Genomic DNA, 18,315 nt, shown 5'->3' on the forward strand with positions numbered 1-18,315 from the left:
CATCTCTTTTATAACCTGTGATCATAAATTAAGCACAGGTTTTTATTTTTTGTGAGCTACTTCAAAGTTTCAACAAAAAGTATAAACCTTATATTTTTTTTATAGTCTTTTAGACGTATGATTTTCACATATATATTTGGAGAAAAATATGCCTGAAACTCAACAATTTAGTCAGCGTGATGTTGAAATTATTAATGAAGAAGTCGTGTATGACGGTTTTTTTACACTAAAAAAAATTCAATTTAAGCACAAACTTTTTGCCGGTGGAGAGAGCGGAGTTGTTACCCGAGAACTACTTATTAAAGGTGCCGCTTCAGCCGTGATTGCTTATGATCCTAAAGAAGATACCGTGGTATTGGTCGAACAGGTTCGTATCGGTGCGGCTTACTATCCCGAACCGAATCATTCTCCTTGGTTATTGGAATTAATTGCGGGAATGGTTGAAAAAGGAGAACGGCCGGAAGAGGTTGCATTGCGGGAAAGTAAAGAGGAAGCCGGTATCATCGTAGAGCATTTAACGCATTGCTTAAGTGTGTGGGATAGTCCCGGCGGTGTGGTTGAACGGATTCATTTATTTGTAGGGCAAGTCGATAGTTCTACTGCAAAGGGGATTCACGGCTTGGACTGTGAAGACGAAGATATCAAAGTACATGTTGTGAAACGTGAACAAGCGTATCAATGGGTATGTGAAGGGAAGATTGATAACGGCATTGCCGTAATGGGCGTGCAATGGCTTCAATTAAATTATGCCCGATTACAACAATGTTGGTTACAAAGTTAGGAGATATCAATGAAAAATACGTTTGTTTATCAGTCTGAGCAAGCTGTAATTAAATTGTTGCAAGTTACGGATTCACATCTATTCAAAGATGAAAAAACAGAATTATTAGGTGTAAATACGCAGGCAAGTTTTGCACAAGTTTTAAGGGAAATTCAACAGGAAAAAACGGAATTTGATATTATTCTTGCCACCGGTGATTTGGTGCAAGACAGCAGCAATGAAGGCTATCAACGTTTTGTGGAAATGATAAAACCTTTTGGTAAGCCTGTTTTTTGGATTCCGGGTAATCATGATTTTCAGCCTAATATGGTGGAAAATCTGAAACAATCCCCGCTGGAAAATGCAAAGCATATTTTGCTGGGAGAACGTTGGCAGGCTTTATTGCTGGACAGTCAGGTTTATGGTGTGTCACACGGCGGGCTTAGTCAACATCAACTTGATTTGTTGAAAGTTACCCTAGCAAAATATCCGGAACGTTATACCTTAATCGTTTTTCATCATCACGTATTGCCGACAAATTCGGCTTGGCTGGATCAGCATAATTTACGGAACTCTCACGAATTGCTTGATGTGCTGGCTCCGTTTAAAAATGTGAAGGCGATTTTATATGGTCATATTCATCAGCAAGTAGATGGTCAGTGGCAAGGGTATCAAGTGATGGCTACACCATCAACCTGTATTCAATTTAAAGCGGATAGCCATCATTTTGCATTAGATACGGTTCAACCGGGGTGGCGTGAAATTGATTTATATCCCGATGGCGCTATTGTGACAAAAGTAAAAAGGATTCAACAGGCGACTTTTTTACCGAATATGCAGGAAGATGGTTATTAAATACGGTGAAAGTGCGGTCAATTAAAACAATGTTTTTTCTGACCGCACTTTTTGTTTGGTGAACTAGGCTTTTTTCAAAAATTCAGATTTCAGCATAATCTTGCCACAATCCACATTATGATCACCCTTGACCAAACGAATATTTTTAAATTTTGCACCTTTCTTTAATACTTCAGATGAGCCTTTCAATTTTAAGTCTTTGATGAGAAGCACATCATCGCCATCAGCCAGTAAGTTACCGTTACTGTCTTTCACGATTAGTTGATCTTCATCGACTTCAACCGGTTCATTATCATTCCACTCGTAAGCACAATCAGGGCAAACGAAATTGACGGAATCGTGATAAACATATTCGCCTTGGCATTTAGGACAAGCTGGCATTTTATCCATTGGGTTTTCCTTCCTAATTAAATATAATGGGGCGCGAGTATAGCAAAAAATGAGTCGTGCTCCAAAAGTGCGGTCGTTTTTTTAATGATTTTTGAGGAAAACAAATGAAAAAACAAATTTTATCCATTGTATTAGGTTCAATTGTCTTTAACGGATCTGCCTTTGCGCATAATTTACAGCTTGAACAAACCGTGCCGACCGCAAAGGTATCGGAATACGGGGAAATTATACTGACCGGAAAATCCGTTCAATTTCAACCTTGGACATCTTCTGCATTAGCGGGGAAAGTGAGAATTGTTCATCATTTAGCGGGAAGAACCGCAGCGAAAGAGAAAAATCAGGCGATGATTGATGCCATTAAAAACGCGCATTTTAATCCGACAAAATATCAGACGACAACCATCATTAATGCCGATGATGCCATTGTCGGCACTGGTATGTTTGTGAAAAACAGTGCAGAGAAAGGTAAAACGGAAAACCCACACAGCCAAGTGGTGTTAGATGATCAAAGTACGGTGAAGCAGGCTTGGGGGCTGAATGCAAAGGATAGTGCGATTATTGTGCTTGATAAAGCCGGCAAAGTAAAATTCGTAAAAGAAGGGAAATTGTCTAACGCTGATATTCAAGAAGTGATTGCCTTGGTAAATGGATTAACGAAATAAAAACAACCATACTAAGTTGAGTATGCTCAAAGTGCGGTTGAAAATCGAATTATTTCAACCGTATTTTCTCTCTCCAATCTGACCTCACTTTAACAACAACTTCATTGCATAAGTTTATAAAACCTTTTAAACTAAGCCGCCATTTTTTTCTGTATTAATGGTTAATTATCCCCTTTCTTTTTGTTTCTTTAAAAGCTACCTGTGAGTAGCAAAGGATTTCTTATGACAAACAAAGTCAATCAATATGGTTGGAAAGCCTTGTTAGGCTCGGCAGTCGGCTATGCAATGGATGGATTCGATCTGCTAATTTTAGGTTTTATGTTAAGTGCTATCTCTGCCGATTTAGCTTTAACCCCTGCGCAATCAGGGTCTTTAGTAACTTGGACATTAATCGGTGCTGTATTCGGCGGGATTCTATTCGGTGCGTTAAGTGATCGCTATGGGCGCGTTCGGGTTTTGACTTGGACAATCGTGCTATTTGCGGTTTTCACCGGATTATGTGCATTCGCTCAAAGTTATTGGGATTTATTAATTTATCGTACCATTGCCGGTATCGGGTTAGGAGGCGAGTTTGGTATCGGTATGGCATTAGCCATTGAGGCTTGGCCTGCCCGTCATCGTGCCAGAGCTGCATCTTATGTGGCTTTGGGGTGGCAAATCGGTGTTCTCGGTGCCGCTCTTTTAACGCCATTGTTATTACCTTATATCGGCTGGCGGGGAATGTTTGTTTTGGGGATTTTCCCTGCTTTTGTCGCTTGGTATCTACGAATGAGATTGCACGAGCCCGAAGTATTTACCCAAACACAACATCGACTTTCCGTTCAAAAACAATCTAAATTTGAATCTTTTAAATTATTAATTAAAGATAAAGCAACTGCCAAAGTGAGCTTAGGAGTTGTGGTTCTCACTTCTGTACAAAATTTCGGCTATTACGGCATTATGATTTGGATGCCAAATTTCCTTGCTAAGCAATTGGGTTTTAGTTTAACAAAATCAAGCATTTGGACTGCGGTTACCGTATGCGGTATGATGCTCGGCATTTGGATATTTGGTCGTCTCGCCGATTATTTGGGGCGAAAACCGAGCTTTTTACTATTCCAAGCCGGTGCTGTGGTGAGTATTTTTACCTATTCTCAGTTAACTGATCCAACGGCTATGCTCATTGCCGGTGCATTTTTAGGGATGTTCGTAAATGGAATGATGGGGGGGTATGGTGCGTTAATGGCTGAAGCCTATCCAACAGAAGCCCGAGCGACCGCCCAAAATGTATTATTTAATTTAGGACGGGCGGTAGGCGGATTCGGGCCTGTGGTGGTCGGAGCGATTGTATCTGCTTATTCTTTCAGTGCCGCTATTGCTTTTCTCGCCATTATTTATGTTATTGATATGCTTGCAACAATCTATCTGGTGCCGGAGTTAAAAGGCAAAAGTCTGACTTAATGGAAACTATCGGTATTATGCATCACTTGCACAAAAGGCTGTTTTTAATTCAAATGTAGGGTGCGTTAGGCTTGCCGTAACGCACCAGACTTGGTTTTTTACGGTGCGTTACGCCTTTGGCTAACACACCCTACTCTGTTTTGTGCAACTGATACGTAATACCGGAAATTATTTAAATGAAAAGGAAGAGACAGCGGGGTTGGCGTCTCTTTTTTCTATTTTATTGTTTACGCCAAGTGGTTCCATTCGCACCATCTTCTAACACAATGCCCATTGCGTTCAGTTCATCACGTGCGGCATCGGCGGCCGCCCAATTTTTCGCTGCACGGGCTTCGTTACGCTGCTTAATTAATGATTCGATTTTTGCCACTTCATTATCATCAGAACCTGCTTGTAAGAAAGTTTCAGGCTCGCTTTCAAGTAAACCTAAAATGCTACCGAGTTCACGCAGACGGGTTGCTAAGCCATTGGCTTTTTCCATATTTTCATTTTTGAGTTTATTCAGTTCACGCGCCATTTCAAATAGCACGGAAAGAGCGTTCGGCGTGTTGAAATCATCATCCATCGCTTCACGAAAAGCCTCGATATAATTTTCACCGCCAAAAGCGACCGCACTTTTATCGGTTCCACGTAATGCCGTGTATAAACGTTCTAAGGCTTGTTGAGCAAGATTTAAGTTTTCTTCGCTGTAATTCAGTTGACTACGATAATGGGCGGTGAGTAAGAAATAACGCACGGTCTCAGCGTTGTAATGGTTTAATACATCACGAATGGTGAAGAAATTGCCGAGAGATTTCGACATTTTTTCTTTATCCACCATAATCATACCGGAGTGAATCCAGTAATTGACATACTTGCCATCGTGTGCGCAACAAGACTGTGCAATTTCGTTTTCATGGTGTGGAAACATTAAATCGGAACCTCCGCCGTGAATATCGAAGTGGTTGCCGAGCTGTTTACTGTTCATTGCCGAACATTCAATATGCCAGCCGGGGCGACCGGCTCCCCAAGGTGATGCCCAACTCGGTTCATTCGGTTTTGACATTTTCCACAAGACGAAATCCATCGGGTTTTTCTTGATTTCATTGATTTCGATCCGTGCGCCGGCTTGAAGTTGTTCTAAGTCTTGACGTGATAGTTTGCCGTATTCTCTGAAACTTTCTACGTCAAACATTACATCACCGTTATCTGCGACATAAGCGTGTCCCCGTTTGATAAGTTGTTCTACCATTTCAATGATTTCCGCAATATGGTGAGTCGCGCGCGGTTCAAAATCAGGAGGAAGAACATTTAAAGCTGCAAAATCTTTGTGCATTTCCACTACCATACGATCCACTAATTGCTCGCAGGTTTCTTTATTTTCGAGGGCGCGTTTGATGATCTTGTCATCAACATCAGTGATATTACGCACATAAGTTAAATCGTAGCCTAAATAACGTAGATAACGGGCAATAACATCGAAAGATACGAAAGTTCGTCCGTGTCCGATATGACATAAATCATAAACCGTTACGCCACACACATACATTCCCACTTTGTTTTCGTGGATAGGTTTAAAAATTTCTTTTTCTCTGGTTAGGGTATTAAAGATTTTTAGCATTTTTAACTCGACTTAACATTGATAAAACATTCATTATTATGTATCAGTTATATAAAATCTTGTAGGGTGCTGTTAGGCGAAGCCGTAACGCACCAATTAACAAGATTTAATGATGAAACGGTGCGTTACGCCTTATGGCTAACGCACCCTACATAATACCGAAAACATTCGGAAATTCGACCGCACTTTTATAGCACTTTCGCTACGATTGTGGAATAATACAACCCTTTATTTTTCAAAAGGAAAACAAAATGGTTACGTTACACACAAACTTTGGTGATATTAAAATTAAATTGGATTTTGATAAAGCACCGATAACGGCAGAAAATTTCTTAAATTACTGTAAAGAAGGCTTTTATAATAACACAATTTTTCACCGCGTAATTGACGGTTTTATGATTCAAGGCGGTGGTATGGAAAGCGGTATGCGTGAAAAAGCAACGAAAGCGCCAATTAAAAATGAAGCGAATAACCGTTTAAGCAATAAACGTGGCACGATTGCGATGGCTCGCACTTCAGATCCGCATTCTGCAAGCTCGCAATTTTTTATTAATGTGGCGGATAACAACTTTCTGGATTTTCGTTCAAAAGAAATGTTTGGTAAAGAAGTGGTACAAGAATGGGGGTATGCCGTATTCGGAGAAGTGATCGAAGGTATGGACGTTGTGGATAAAATCAAAGGCGTGAAAACCGGTAACAAAGGCTTCCACCAAGATGTGCCGAAAGAAGATGTGGTGATTGAATCTGTTTCGGTTGAAGAATAATTTGTTGATGACGCCCGTTTTTAACGGGTGTTTTTAATAAGAGAAACGTTATGCCCTTTTTCGACACTCATACCCATCTTGATTATCTCCATCACTTCACCGGAGAACCGCTTTCGCAATTAATGGAAAATGCAAGGCGGTCAGGTGTAGAAAAAATACTCGTTGTAGCGGTTGTGCAACGGGATTTTAAAAACATTCAAAAAATGACCGCACTTTATCCGGAAAATTTATATTATGGATTAGGATTGCATCCGCTTTATATCAAAGAACATGCGGAAAATGATTTAATATTGCTGGAACAAACCTTGGCGTTGCGTGATAGAAATTGTACGGCGGTGGCGGAGATTGGGTTAGAGCGTGCCGTTCAGGATTTAATTTCTGCGGAACTTTGGCAAAAACAGTGCCGTTTTTTTGAAAGCCAACTTTATTTGGCGAAGCAATTTAATTTACCGGTGAATATTCATAGCCGCAAATCTCACGATCAGGTTTTTACTTTCTTAAAACGTATTTCACCCGCCCAAGGTGGTGTTGTGCATGGTTTTGCAGGTAGTTATGAGCAAGCCAAGCGTTTTGTCGATCTAGGCTATAAAATCGGCGTGGGCGGCACGATTACTTACGTGCGCGCAAATAAAACCCGCCAAGCTATTGCTAAATTACCGTTGGATTCATTAGTGTTAGAGACCGACAGTCCGGATATGCCGGTATTTGGTTTTCAAGGACAACCGAATCGTCCGGAGCGAATTGTACAAGTTTTCCAATCCTTGTGTGAATTAAGAAATGAACCTATTGAGCAAATTGAAGAAACCCTTTGGCAAAATAGTAGCACATTGTTTGGATAACCTTATAAATCTTTGAATCGATAAATGACCTGATTTGCCGATCCTCGCCAAACCAAACTTGGATCGGCTTGTTCTTGGATAAATTTGCCATCGATTAACACGTCAATATAGGGCAACATTGCGCGTTGTTGTTCGTCAAGTTCGTCTAATTTATAACCCGTCCATACCCAAATATCTTTATCGGGGCATTCACGTTTTACGCGTTCTACGAAAGGTAAAAGCGTTTCTACATTGCGTGGATGAAGCGGATCGCCGCCGGAAAGGGTTAAGCCTTGACGTTTAATTCGGGTATCTTTTAAATCATTGATAATTTGCTGTTCCATCGCTTCATCAAAGGGGACGCCAGCACTGAATGACCAACTTTTTTGGTTATAGCAACCTTTGCAACCGTGGGTACAACCACTGACAAACAGCGTACAGCGTGTGCCTTCGCCGTTAATGACATCGGTGGGGTAGTATTGGAGATAGTTCATCGTGATATTCCCTTTTGCAATATTAGGCTTTTATAGTGAAACTGGCATTTTATTGCTGATTATTGCGACAACAAAAACGGCTCAAATTCTCACCAAATTCATCGCGCTTTACAATTAATCTTTGCAATACGACGGTAATTCTTGCATAATAGCGCGCAATCGCTTTGGCGATATCAATGGAAACCTTCTCGGTCTCTCGCAACGGTGTCCGGTTTACTCGGTCAGGTTCGGAAGAAAGCAGCCAAAGTCGGAAGTGCTGTGTGCCGAGAAGAAGCTGGGGAGGTTTCCACCCAACTTTTTTCTCTATATACGTTCCACCAAGCGTTTGAAAAATCCATCTTCTTTCACTACTAATTCCGTATAGTTACCCTGTTCGATTAATTTTCCTTCATCAATCACGCAAATATTGTCGAACCGCTCAATAGCGGTTAAGCGATGTGTTACCATAATGAGCGTTTTATTTTCAGCGTGTTGGAAAATCAGGCGTAAAATCTGGCGTTCCGTTTCACGATCCAATCCTTCTGTTGGCTCATCGAGTAATAAAATCGGTGCATTACTTAATAAAATACGCGCAAGCCCTAAACGACGTTGTTCACCGCCGGAAAGCGGGCGACCGCCATCGCCAAGCCATAAATCCAAGCCTTGTGTTTGATCCGATAATTTACTCAGTCCGACTTGATGTAACACTGAGATCATTTTTTCATCGGAAATAGGCTCAAGATCAGCAAACTGTAAGTTTTGGCGTAATGTATCGCTGAATACATGTACGCGTTGGGTTAAAAAACATAATTGTTTGCGTAGGGTTTGCTCGGAGTAGGCGGAAATCGGTTTTTCTGCAAGTAGGAGTTCGCCACGAAGAGGATCGCCATCAGGAAGATCATAGTTACGCACTAAAAGTTGAAGAAGGGTAGATTTACCGCTGCCGGTTTTACCAAGAATGGCAATTTTCTGCCCCTGTTCAATATTGAGGGTGAGATTTTCTAATGTGAGATAATCTTGTCCCGGGTAGGCAAAATTCAAATTCTTCGCAGAAATTAACCGCACTTTCGGCTCAAAAGCTGCGTTACCGGTAAATTCCACCAAAGGTTTTTGTTCAATAATATCCGTTACCCGTTCTGCTGCGGCAATCACTTGCCCGATATGCAAAAATGCGGCCCCCAAGGGCATAATGATTTCAAATGCCGCTAGTGCAGCAAAAGTGAATAAAGCAATAAAGGCGGCACGATATTCATCGGTGCCGAAATCGGCTTGACTGCTAAACCATAACATTATGCAAATCAATAAACCGTTTAAGAACAAAACAAGTGCGGTTGAAAATCCGCTTAATTTTGCTTCTTTGGATTGAGCGGTTTGCCAGTCTTTCTCTGTTGCCGCCATTTTTTCTTTCACTTGATCTTCGGCATTAAACAATAAAAGCTCTGCTTGTGCCTGAATAAATTCCAAAAATTGTATGCGATAAGTTGCACGTGCTTGAATTAAAGGCTCACCGAATTGCTGCCCTAAACGATAAAAAATTGTCGGAATTAGGAGCAATAATATTAGCAGGAATGCACCTAAGCCAAGGGCGAGCGACAGATTGATAAAACTCAAACCGATTGTCATTGCAATGATGACGAAGATTGCAGTAAAAAACGGCGCAAGAAGTCGCAAATACAGGCTATCAAGAGTATCTACATCAGATACCAAACGGTTTAATAAATCGCTGTTACGATAACGATTTAGTACTGCGGGACTCAACGGAATGATTTTTTCAAATACTTGCACGCGCAATTTTGCCAAAATGCGGAATGTCGCATCATGAGTAACGATTTTCTCAAAATAACGCGCCACGGTTCGCCCGATCGCCAAACCACGCACACTGGCGGAGGGATAGAAAAAATTAAAAAGCGTGCCGAGCCCGGCTATCGCGGTTGCTGCTAAAAACCAACCGGATACGGTAAGCAGCCCCATACTGGAAGCCAGTCCTAAAATCATCAAGACTAAGCCAAGAACGAGCGGAAATTTGGCAAATTTGAATAGACCTATAAAGGAAAGTAAGGCACGCATTATTGAATATCCTGTTGTCGTTGAGCGAGTAATTCGGCAAAAAGACCTTCATTTTTGAGTTGTGAAAAATCCCCTTGTTGGACGATTTTGCCTTGTTGCATTACAAAAATTTGATCGCATTGCTTAAGATCTTCAATGCGATGTGTAATCATTAACGTGGTTTGATAACAGCTCATTTCACTTAAAGCCTGTAGAACTAAATTTTCCGATTGAGCATCGAGGCTGGCTGTCGGTTCATCAAGCAGCAATAATTTACCTTTACGTAGCAATGCTCGTGCAATCGCAAGGCGCTGCGCTTGCCCTACGGAAATACCCAAACCGCCGTCTTTAATTTCGTAAGAAAGCCCGAGTTTATCGGTGAATTCTTTGGCTTGAGCAAGTGTTAAAGCACGGTCAATTTCTTCATCATTTGCCTGAATATCGCCAAGCAATAAATTCTCTTTAATTGAGCCTTGTAATAACAACGGATTTTGTCCTACCCAGGCAATATTTTTTCGCCAGTCCGTAAGATGGCTTTCCCGCAGTTCTTGCCCGTTAATTTTTAGCGATCCCTCATAAGGTAAAAAGCCCAAAATCGTGTTAATTAAAGAGGTTTTTCCGGCTCCGCTTTGACCGACTAAAGCAATGTTATGATTTGCCGGAACATGGAAAGTTAAAGGTTGTGTGAGGGCAGTGCCTTGCGTGGAAAGTATCACTAGATTTTCAGCAGAAATTTCGACCGCACTTTCAAAGGGAATTTGACGATCATTTTGATGAAGAGTGAGATAATCCGTTTCTAGAAAATCAACAATCGCATCAGCGGCACCAATGCCTGCCGCTCGATCGTGATAGTAAGCGCCGAGATCACGTAACGGTTGATAAAACTCCGGGGCAAGAATAAGACAGAAAAAGCCGGTAAAGAGTGTGAGAGGTGCATTATATGTTCCAAACTCGATTTGACCTAAATAGCTAAATCCGAAATAAACCGCCATTAGGGCAATGGAAATAGATGTAAAAAATTCCAACACGGCAGAGGATAAAAATGCCAATTTCAGCACGTCCATTGTCGTTTCTCGGAAATCTTCCGTGACATTTTCGATGTGTTGGGTTTGCTCGGAAGTGCGGTTGAAAAGGCGTAACGTTTCAAGACCACGTAAGCGATCTAAAAATTGCGCACTTAAACGTGCGAGAGTATCCATATTTTTTTGACTGCTATCTGCCGCTACCATACCTACTAAAATCATAAAAATCGGCACTAATGGTGCAGTGAGCATTAGAATCAACCCGGCAGCCCAGTTTAGCGGAAATACTGCAATTAAAATGACAATAGGCACAATCACGGAAAGGCTTTGCTGTGGTAAAAAACGTGCGTAGAAATTATGCAGATTCTCCACTTGTTCCAACATAATACTTGCCCAACTGCCGGCAGGTTTTTGATTGATCGTTGCAGGGCCGACAAGGTGAATTTTATTAAGAATTTGTCGGCGAATATGATTGCGCAGCCGTTTGCCGCTTTCGAAACCGATTCTTTCACGTCCCCATAAAATCACGGCACGCAAGGCAAAGCTGAGAATTAAACCGAGAAAAGAGGGAATGAGTTCATCTCTCGGTATATTTTGCATAATAAGTTTATCAAGCAACGTGGCGAGAAAATAAGTTTGCGCCACTAAAATGAGTGATGAAAGTGCGGCTAACGTAATATTGGCAAGCATTAATTTTTTTATCGGTTGTTGCTGTGCACGAAGCCATTTTTGTAGGTATTTTTGGCGAAGTTTGTCCATAGATTTTGTATTATCCTAGGGCAGAGAGTTGATCAGGGCTAGGCATAATGTTTCTCTTGATCTTCCTTTTTGGGAAGAAGACATAAAACGTAAATAACCCCCATAGGTCTGAAAACCAACCTAGGGTAACAATTACCCTAGGGATAAAATCGGGTTATTCCTGAGCATCCAAGAAACGTTCGGCATCCAATGCCGCCATACAGCCCGTTCCGGCGGAAGTGATGGCTTGGCGATAGTTATGATCCATTACATCTCCGGCAGCGAATACGCCTTCTACGGATGTGGCGGTTGCGTTGCCTTCAAGACCGGATTTCACAACGATGTAGCCGTTATTCAGTTCAAGCTGTCCCTCGAAAATTTGCGTGTTTGGTGAGTGCCCGATGGCGACAAATAAGCCATCAAGGTTCAATTCTTCTTTTTCTCCAGTTTTGGTATTTTGTAAGCGTAAACCCGTTACCCCCATATTATCACCCAGCACCTCATCTAAAGTGCGGTCGGTATGGAGCTGAATTTTTCCTTCCTCCACTTTTTTATATAAACGGTCGATTAAGATTTTTTCTGCACGGAAACTATCGCGGCGGTGGATTAAATGTACCGTGCTTGCGATGTTTGCAAGGTAAAGTGCTTCTTCCACTGCGGTGTTGCCGCCTCCGATTACCGCAACGGGTTTATTGCGATAGAAGAAACCATCACAGGTTGCGCAAGCCGAAACACCACGACCTTTATAATTTTCTTCCGAAGGTAAACCTAAATAGCGTGCTGATGCCCCCGTTGCAATAATTAATGCATCACAGGTGAAATTTTGCACATCGCCGTAAAGTTTGAAAGGACGGGAAGATAAATCTACTTTGTTAATGTGATCGAATACGATTTCCGTGTTGAATTTTTCTGCGTGTTGCAACATCCGTTGCATTAAGCCGGAACCTGTCGTTTCACCAAAATCACCCGGCCAGTTTTCGATTTCATCGGTGGTGGTGAGCTGACCGCCCTGTTGTAATCCTGTTACCAAAACCGGTTTTAAATTTGCGCGTGCCGCATAAATTGCAGCCGTATAACCGGCAGGACCGGAGCCTAGAATAAGAAGTTTTGCGTGTTTAACATCTGACATAAGAATATCCTTGTTTTATTTTTGTTTTGTTGGGACGTAAATTAGCGAAATCTACGCACTCATTAAGCCGGAAACTAAACTGATTAATTGTTCCATTATGAATTATAAGTTTTTCAATCAATAGAGTAATGAATAAAGCAATCTGCGGAACTTATTCGTCAGCGGATCTGAATTACCCATTGCACTTAAAATTGATAAGAATTGTTGTTTTACTTCACCATTTTGCGCGCTTAAGTCCGTTTTTAAAATACCGAAAAGTAGGGTGAGTGCTTCTTCATTACGATTTGCTTGGTGGAGTTGTACGGCAAGTTTTATTGCTATTTCCGTGCTTGGATTTTGGGCAAAATCTTTTTGTAATTGCTGAATTTCAGGGGTGTCTGCCGCTTGAATTAATAACTCGATTTGCGCTTGTAATCCTTGCCAACGGCTATCGCGATCTTGCAGCGGAATTTGATTCAAAATTTCTTGTGCCGCTTCGGTTTTTTTCATTGCAATATAGGTTTCTGCGTAAAGCAGGGCAATGTCGCTGTTCTTTTTATCGGAAAGATCCCAAGCCTCTTTTAATAAAGGCAACGCCGCATCATAATTTTCGACTTGTAAGAAATCTAATGCCTGCTGAAATTTTAATTCTTCCTCTTTGGGTAAAATAACATTTAAACGTTGAATAAGTGAAGTTTGATCAAGTGCGCCCGGAAAGGCATCCAATGCTTGCGCTTCTTTAAATAAATAGGTGGTTGGCAAGGCTTGAATACGGAATTGCGCTGCGATCATTTGTTCTTTTTCACAATTCACTTTAGCGAGAACAAATTGCCCTTGATATTGCTCTGCCAAGTGTTCAAGTAGGTTTAAGAAATCGACGGATTCCTTATGATTTGGCGCATAAAAATTGACGACAAGCGGTTTTTCAAGGGATTGTTGTAGGATTTCGGTGAGATTTTGTTCGTTAATCTCAACGATAAAAGAAAAATCAGTCATTGCTTATCCTTGTTCGGAAAAATAATGGCTGATTTTAACAAAGTGCGGTCAATTTTAGAAATGTTTTGAAAATTGACCGCACTTTAGGGTTAAAGAATAAAACTACCGATAAGCGCGATAATGAAACCGACTACACCAATAGAGGTTTCAAGTAATGTCCATGTTTTTAAGGTTGTTTTGGTATCCATTTCTAAAAATCGACTGATTAGCCAGAAGCCGGAATCGTTGACGTGAGATAATACCGTTGCGCCTGATGCAATGGCAATAACGATAAAACAAAGATCAAATTGACTTAAATCGGAGGCTGCGGCTACAGTTGGTGAAATCAATGCTGCGGCAGTTGTGAGAGCGACGGTTGCCGAACCTTGTGCGACACGCATAACCATTGCAATGACGAAGGCTGCAACAATAATCGGCATTCCCGTATCCGAAAGCATTGCAGATAATACCTCGCCAATACCGCTGGCTCGCAATACTCCGCCAAACATACCGCCGGCACCGGTTACTAATACGATAGAGCAGATAGGGCCGAGTGCGTTATCACAGATTTTTTCGATTTGTTCATAGCTACGCTGTTCTTTAAGTAATAGGATAGCGACAATCAATGTAATCAATAAAGCGATGGGCGTTTTACCAATCAGTCGCAGGGATTGAACCCAAATTTGTGAACCGTCAATCACTTTTGCCACACTTAATGTATTTAAACCGGTATCAAATAAAATTAAGAGAATCGGTAAAAGTAAAATCGTCATTACACGCGCAAAACTTGGCGGATTTTGTACCGATGTTTCACTAATTGCCGTTGCGTTTAAAAAGGCTTTCGGTAAATCAACGTGAATTTTTTTGCTGATAAACATACTGAACAAATAAGTACCGATATACCAAGTAGGGATTGCGCAAACTAAACCGACAATGACTAATAAGCCGATATTTACCCCCAATAAATCACCGGATGCCACCGGGCCCGGGTGGGGCGGTAGAAAAGCGTGCATAACGGCAAATGCACCGGCAACGGGGAAGGCGTAACGTAATACGGAGCCGCCGAAACGTTTTGCAACGCTGAAAACGATTGGCAACATCACAACCAAACCGGCATCAAAGAAAATAGGGAAACCGAAGAGGAGGGCAGCAATACCCAATGCGAAAGGGGCTTTTTGCTCACCGAATTTATTAATTAAGGTATCTGCAAGCACTTTAGCACCACCGGTGATCTCCAATAAACGACCGATCATCGCACCGAGACCAACCAATAATGCAACGGCTGCCAATGTATTACCAAATCCGCCAAGTAAAGTCGGGAGAATTTTTTCCACCGGAATACCGGCGGCAAGGGCGGTAAGTAAGCTGACGATGATCAATGCCACAAAAGCATGAACTTTGAATTTAATAATAAGTAGAAGCAGCAATAAAATTGCGGCAATCATAATGATAATAAGCATAACATTTCCTCTTATTGAATTGTTACGGGTAACATACCTTTTATTTGAACGAGGGTAAATGATCGCCTTTCAGATTTGTGATCTTGTTCACAGAATTTTTGTTTATTAAAGTGCGGTCAATTTTTTTGCGAAATTATTTTGTGATTTAGATCACAAAATAAATTGTTACCAGTAACATTTTTGATGAAATTCAGGTATGGTAAATAAAAAGTTGAGGAGTTTAGGAATGAATGATAATGAACGAATTGGAAAAAGTTTTATCCTAATGGGTGTTTCAAGCACGGGTAAAACATCGGTAGGAACAGCGATTTCCCACCGTTTGGGAATTAAATTGATTGATGGCGATGATCTGCATCCTCGTGCAAATATTATTAAAATGGGTGAAGGACAGCCTCTTAATGATGAAGATAGAGCGCCTTGGTTGGAGCGTATCCGTGATGCAGCGTTTAGCCTTGAACGTAAAAGTGAGAGCGGAATTATTATTTGTTCTGCGTTGAAGAAAAAATATCGCGATGTTATTCGTGATGGCAATGAACAAGTGAAATTTTTGTTTTTGGAAGGTTCTTTTGAACTTGTGCTTGAGAGAATGAAACAACGCAAGGGACATTATATGAAAACGGATATGCTAAAAAGTCAATTTGATACCTTGGAAGTACCGGGTACGGATGAGCCGGATGTGCTTCATATTGATATTGACGGGAGTTTTGAGGAAGTGGTCGCACGTTGTATTTCAGCTTTAGAACCTTTTTTATAAGCATATCCAAAAGTGCGATTAAATTTAACCGCACTTTTGTATTTAGAGACTCTCCCCGGTGTGAATTTTGAAACCGAGATCAATCATTCTTTCCGTTATCGGTTCACCCTTTAACCTTTCTAATAATTCTTGTGCCGCCCGTTTGCCGATATCTAAACGGGGAGTGATAACGGTGGCAAGTTGCGGCGTAACGGAAAACCCCACATCATGCCCGTGAAACCCGGCGATAGCCATTTGTTTCGGAACCTCAATGCCTAAGCGTTGGCATTCAAATAATGCGCCGATGGCTAAGTCGTCATTCGTACAGAAAATACCGTTGGTTTCAGGGCGTTTGGTGATAATATCCCGAAGTTGTTTTCCTCCCAAAGTAAAAGATGATGATTCCTCGGTAATTAAACTATAGGGTTCAAGCCCGTATTTTTTCATCGCTTGTTCATAGCCTTGCATTTTTAATTGGGTTCGCTTATCCATTCTTGCGGTGAAGTACACGATATTTTGATGACCGTGTAAAATCATCGTTTCCACCATAGCTTGCGCTGCTGCAACATTATCAAAACCGATCACCTGCTGAATACCTGCTTGCGTGCTATCCATAATTTCAATCACCGGAATATTGGCGATTTCAATCATTTTGAGAGTGCGTAGCGAATGGTAATTTTCCGATAAAATCAAGCCGTCTACATTATAAGAAAGCAAACTTTCAATGCGTTCCTCTTCTTTTTTTACGCTGTAACCGTAGTGAGCGAGCATTGTTTGATAGCCGGCTTGGTCGGCAATAAGTTCGATACCTTTTAATACATCGGCGAAAACGTGGTTAGTCAATGAGGGGAGCAAAACGCCAATGGCTTTACTTTTTGCATTAGAAAGAATTTCCGGTGCACGGTTTGGGATATAACCGAATTCTTCAATGGCTTTGGCAATACGGCGTTGCGTTTCTTGCGCCACCGAATCGGGATTGCGTAGATAACGGCTTACCGTCATTTTGGTGATGCTAAGGTGCTCAGCAATATCTTGTAAAGTGGGACGTTTACGTTTCATTGAAATTTGAATGAATTAATCTCTTTCAAAAGTATAGCAAAAACATTTGATTTTTTGACCGCACTTTTGTATGAAAAAAGGTATAATTTGCCATCGATTTATCAAAAGGAACGAGTATGGTAGACGAAATTCGTTTAACGCAATACAGTCACGGCGCAGGTTGAGGCTGTAAAATCTCGCCTAAGGTGTTAGGGACGATTTTACAAACTCAGCTTGAAAATTTTGTTGATCCGCATTTACTGGTGGGCAACGATACTGCCGATGATGCGGCTGTCTATGATTTAGGCAATGGTACTGCGATTATCAGTACCACGGACTTCTTTATGCCGATTGTGGATGACCCTTTTGATTTTGGACGTATTGCCGCCACCAATGCGATCAGCGATATTTTTGCAATGGGCGGCAAACCGATTATGGCAATTGCGATTTTAGGTTTCCCGATTAACAAGTTACCGGCGGAAATTGCACGAAAAATTGTGGAGGGCGGTCGTTTTGCTTGTCATCAAGCAGGAATTGCGCTCGCCGGTGGACATTCCATTGATGCGCCGGAACCTATTTTCGGTTTAGCGGTAACAGGTGTCATTAATACGGAAAAAGTAAAACGTAATGCTTCTGCACAAGAGGGATGCAGACTTTATTTAACGAAACCGCTAGGCATCGGCGTACTGACTACGGCGGAGAAAAAAGGCAAATTAAAGCCCGAACATCAGGGATTAGCCACTGAACTGATGTGTCGGCTAAATAGCATCGGTAGCCGATTTTCTGAAGTCAGCGGAGTTACGGCGATGACGGATGTAACCGGATTCGGCTTGCTCGGTCATTTAATCGAAATGTGTGAAGGTGCGAATTTAAATGCTGAGATCTTTTTCGATAAAATTCCTACCTTAAATGGTGTGTCGGAATATATTGCGGAAGGTTGTGTACCGGGCGGAACGACACGTAATTTTGACAGTTATGGTCATAAAGTCGGAGCGTTGTCGGATCAGCAAAAAGCCGTACTATGCGATCCGCAAACCTCAGGCGGTTTATTATTGGCAGTGAAACCTGAAAGCGAGCAAGACATTTTGACGATTGCACAACAAGCCGGTATTAACATTTATGAAGTCGGTGTGTTGAAAGCAAGAGACTTACAAACCGAAATTTTCGTAGAAGTTCGTTAGAAAAAACCGGTATTATGTATCAGTTGCCCAAAGAGAATTTTATCTCCGGTATTTCTTGGGGTCGGTAGGGGGCGTTAGGCGAAGCCGTAACGCACCAATAATAAGATTTAATGATGGCTCGGTACGTTACGGCTTCGCCTAACGGCACCCTGCGATGATTTGTGCAAGTGCTACATAATACCGAAATTACCAATACTTTTGTCTACTATGCCGGAAAAAACGCCTATTATGTAGCGTTTACACAAATGTTAT

The 18,315-nt window shown here is 41.5% G+C and carries 17 protein-coding genes and 1 other RNA gene; 9 read left to right on the forward strand and 9 right to left on the reverse strand.

Annotation, left to right across the window (positions count from 1 at the left end; translation table 11 throughout):
* Nucleotides 1–148: 148 nt before the first annotated feature.
* Both nudF and cpdA read left to right on the forward strand, forming a co-directional pair.
* Nucleotides 149–781 carry an ADP-ribose diphosphatase gene (gene nudF, locus HEMROJRC1_RS09190; RefSeq protein ID WP_226692627.1) on the forward strand — a complete coding sequence of 211 codons (633 nt, stop codon included), beginning with the start codon at nucleotides 149–151 and terminating at the stop codon, nucleotides 779–781.
* 9 nt (nucleotides 782–790) lie between these two features.
* A complete protein-coding gene (gene cpdA / locus HEMROJRC1_RS09195) occupies nucleotides 791–1,615 on the forward strand; it encodes a 3',5'-cyclic-AMP phosphodiesterase (protein ID WP_226692628.1) in 825 nt (274 codons plus the stop codon).
* A gap of 63 nt (nucleotides 1,616–1,678) precedes the next feature.
* On the opposite strand, the gene HEMROJRC1_RS09200 is transcribed toward cpdA, so the two are convergent.
* Entirely contained in the window at nucleotides 1,679–2,005 is a 327-nt protein-coding gene (locus HEMROJRC1_RS09200; RefSeq protein ID WP_226692629.1) for a zinc ribbon domain-containing protein YjdM, read from the reverse strand.
* Nucleotides 2,006–2,109: 104 nt separating this feature from the next.
* On the opposite strand from HEMROJRC1_RS09200, the gene HEMROJRC1_RS09205 reads away from it, so the two are divergent.
* Both HEMROJRC1_RS09205 and HEMROJRC1_RS09210 read left to right on the forward strand, forming a co-directional pair.
* Nucleotides 2,110–2,667, forward strand: a complete 558-nt coding sequence (locus HEMROJRC1_RS09205) for a YtfJ family protein (protein WP_226692630.1) — start codon at nucleotides 2,110–2,112, stop codon at nucleotides 2,665–2,667.
* A gap of 222 nt (nucleotides 2,668–2,889) precedes the next feature.
* On the forward strand, nucleotides 2,890–4,107 hold the full coding sequence (locus HEMROJRC1_RS09210) for an MFS transporter (RefSeq protein ID WP_226692631.1): 1,218 nt from the start codon (nucleotides 2,890–2,892) through the stop codon (nucleotides 4,105–4,107).
* 220 nt (nucleotides 4,108–4,327) lie between these two features.
* On the opposite strand, the gene cysS is transcribed toward HEMROJRC1_RS09210, so the two are convergent.
* Nucleotides 4,328–5,707, reverse strand: a complete 1,380-nt coding sequence (cysS, locus tag HEMROJRC1_RS09215; RefSeq protein ID WP_226692632.1) for a cysteine--tRNA ligase — start codon at nucleotides 5,705–5,707, stop codon at nucleotides 4,328–4,330.
* Between the two features lie 251 nt (nucleotides 5,708–5,958).
* Here cysS and HEMROJRC1_RS09220 point away from each other — a divergent pair, with 251 nt between their 5' ends.
* Nucleotides 5,959–6,471 (forward strand): peptidylprolyl isomerase, encoded by a 513-nt coding sequence (locus HEMROJRC1_RS09220; protein WP_226692633.1) that lies wholly within the window; start codon nucleotides 5,959–5,961, stop codon nucleotides 6,469–6,471.
* A 50-nt stretch (nucleotides 6,472–6,521) separates the two neighbouring features.
* Complete coding sequence (locus HEMROJRC1_RS09225) at nucleotides 6,522–7,310, forward strand: TatD family hydrolase (protein WP_226692634.1); 789 nt, start codon at nucleotides 6,522–6,524, stop codon at nucleotides 7,308–7,310.
* Between the two features lie 2 nt (nucleotides 7,311–7,312).
* On the opposite strand, the gene nrdG is transcribed toward HEMROJRC1_RS09225, so the two are convergent.
* On the reverse strand, nucleotides 7,313–7,783 hold the full coding sequence (gene nrdG, locus HEMROJRC1_RS09230) for an anaerobic ribonucleoside-triphosphate reductase-activating protein (RefSeq protein WP_226692635.1): 471 nt from the start codon (nucleotides 7,781–7,783) through the stop codon (nucleotides 7,313–7,315).
* 185 nt (nucleotides 7,784–7,968) lie between these two features.
* Between nrdG and ffs the strand changes: the two genes are divergently transcribed.
* Nucleotides 7,969–8,067: signal recognition particle sRNA small type (gene ffs / locus HEMROJRC1_RS09235), an RNA gene on the forward strand.
* A 19-nt stretch (nucleotides 8,068–8,086) separates the two neighbouring features.
* On the opposite strand, the gene cydC is transcribed toward ffs, so the two are convergent.
* The 5 genes from cydC to HEMROJRC1_RS09260 all read right to left on the reverse strand — a co-directional run bounded on the left by cydC (nucleotide 8,087) and on the right by HEMROJRC1_RS09260 (nucleotide 15,111).
* Nucleotides 8,087–9,829, reverse strand: coding sequence for a cysteine/glutathione ABC transporter ATP-binding protein/permease CydC (gene cydC / locus HEMROJRC1_RS09240; RefSeq protein ID WP_226692636.1), 1,743 nt, complete (start codon nucleotides 9,827–9,829; stop codon nucleotides 8,087–8,089).
* Entirely contained in the window at nucleotides 9,829–11,589 is a 1,761-nt protein-coding gene (cydD, locus tag HEMROJRC1_RS09245; RefSeq protein ID WP_226692637.1) for a cysteine/glutathione ABC transporter permease/ATP-binding protein CydD, read from the reverse strand. The genes cydC and cydD overlap by 1 nt, the downstream gene beginning before the upstream one ends.
* A gap of 154 nt (nucleotides 11,590–11,743) precedes the next feature.
* Nucleotides 11,744–12,697, reverse strand: a complete 954-nt coding sequence (gene trxB, locus HEMROJRC1_RS09250; protein WP_226692638.1) for a thioredoxin-disulfide reductase — start codon at nucleotides 12,695–12,697, stop codon at nucleotides 11,744–11,746.
* Between the two features lie 117 nt (nucleotides 12,698–12,814).
* A complete protein-coding gene (locus HEMROJRC1_RS09255) occupies nucleotides 12,815–13,672 on the reverse strand; it encodes a co-chaperone YbbN (RefSeq protein ID WP_226692639.1) in 858 nt (285 codons plus the stop codon).
* Between the two features lie 89 nt (nucleotides 13,673–13,761).
* Nucleotides 13,762–15,111: a GntP family permease gene (locus HEMROJRC1_RS09260; RefSeq protein WP_226692640.1), complete on the reverse strand. Its 1,350-nt coding sequence runs from the start codon at nucleotides 15,109–15,111 to the stop codon at nucleotides 13,762–13,764.
* A gap of 226 nt (nucleotides 15,112–15,337) precedes the next feature.
* Between HEMROJRC1_RS09260 and HEMROJRC1_RS09265 the strand changes: the two genes are divergently transcribed.
* Nucleotides 15,338–15,865, forward strand: coding sequence for a gluconokinase (locus HEMROJRC1_RS09265; RefSeq protein ID WP_226692641.1), 528 nt, complete (start codon nucleotides 15,338–15,340; stop codon nucleotides 15,863–15,865).
* A 42-nt stretch (nucleotides 15,866–15,907) separates the two neighbouring features.
* Here the strand turns inward: HEMROJRC1_RS09265 and gntR are convergent, their stop codons facing one another.
* A complete protein-coding gene (gene gntR, locus HEMROJRC1_RS09270; RefSeq protein ID WP_226692642.1) occupies nucleotides 15,908–16,903 on the reverse strand; it encodes a gluconate operon transcriptional repressor GntR in 996 nt (331 codons plus the stop codon).
* 116 nt (nucleotides 16,904–17,019) lie between these two features.
* Between gntR and selD the strand changes: the two genes are divergently transcribed.
* Nucleotides 17,020–18,063, forward strand: a complete 1,044-nt coding sequence (gene selD, locus HEMROJRC1_RS09275) for a selenide, water dikinase SelD (RefSeq protein WP_226692643.1) — start codon at nucleotides 17,020–17,022, stop codon at nucleotides 18,061–18,063.
* Nucleotides 18,064–18,315: the final 252 nt, after the last annotated feature.

It is taken from the genome of Rodentibacter sp. JRC1, from assembly GCF_020521555.1.
GTDB classification, from domain to species: domain Bacteria; phylum Pseudomonadota; class Gammaproteobacteria; order Enterobacterales; family Pasteurellaceae; genus Rodentibacter; species Rodentibacter abscessus.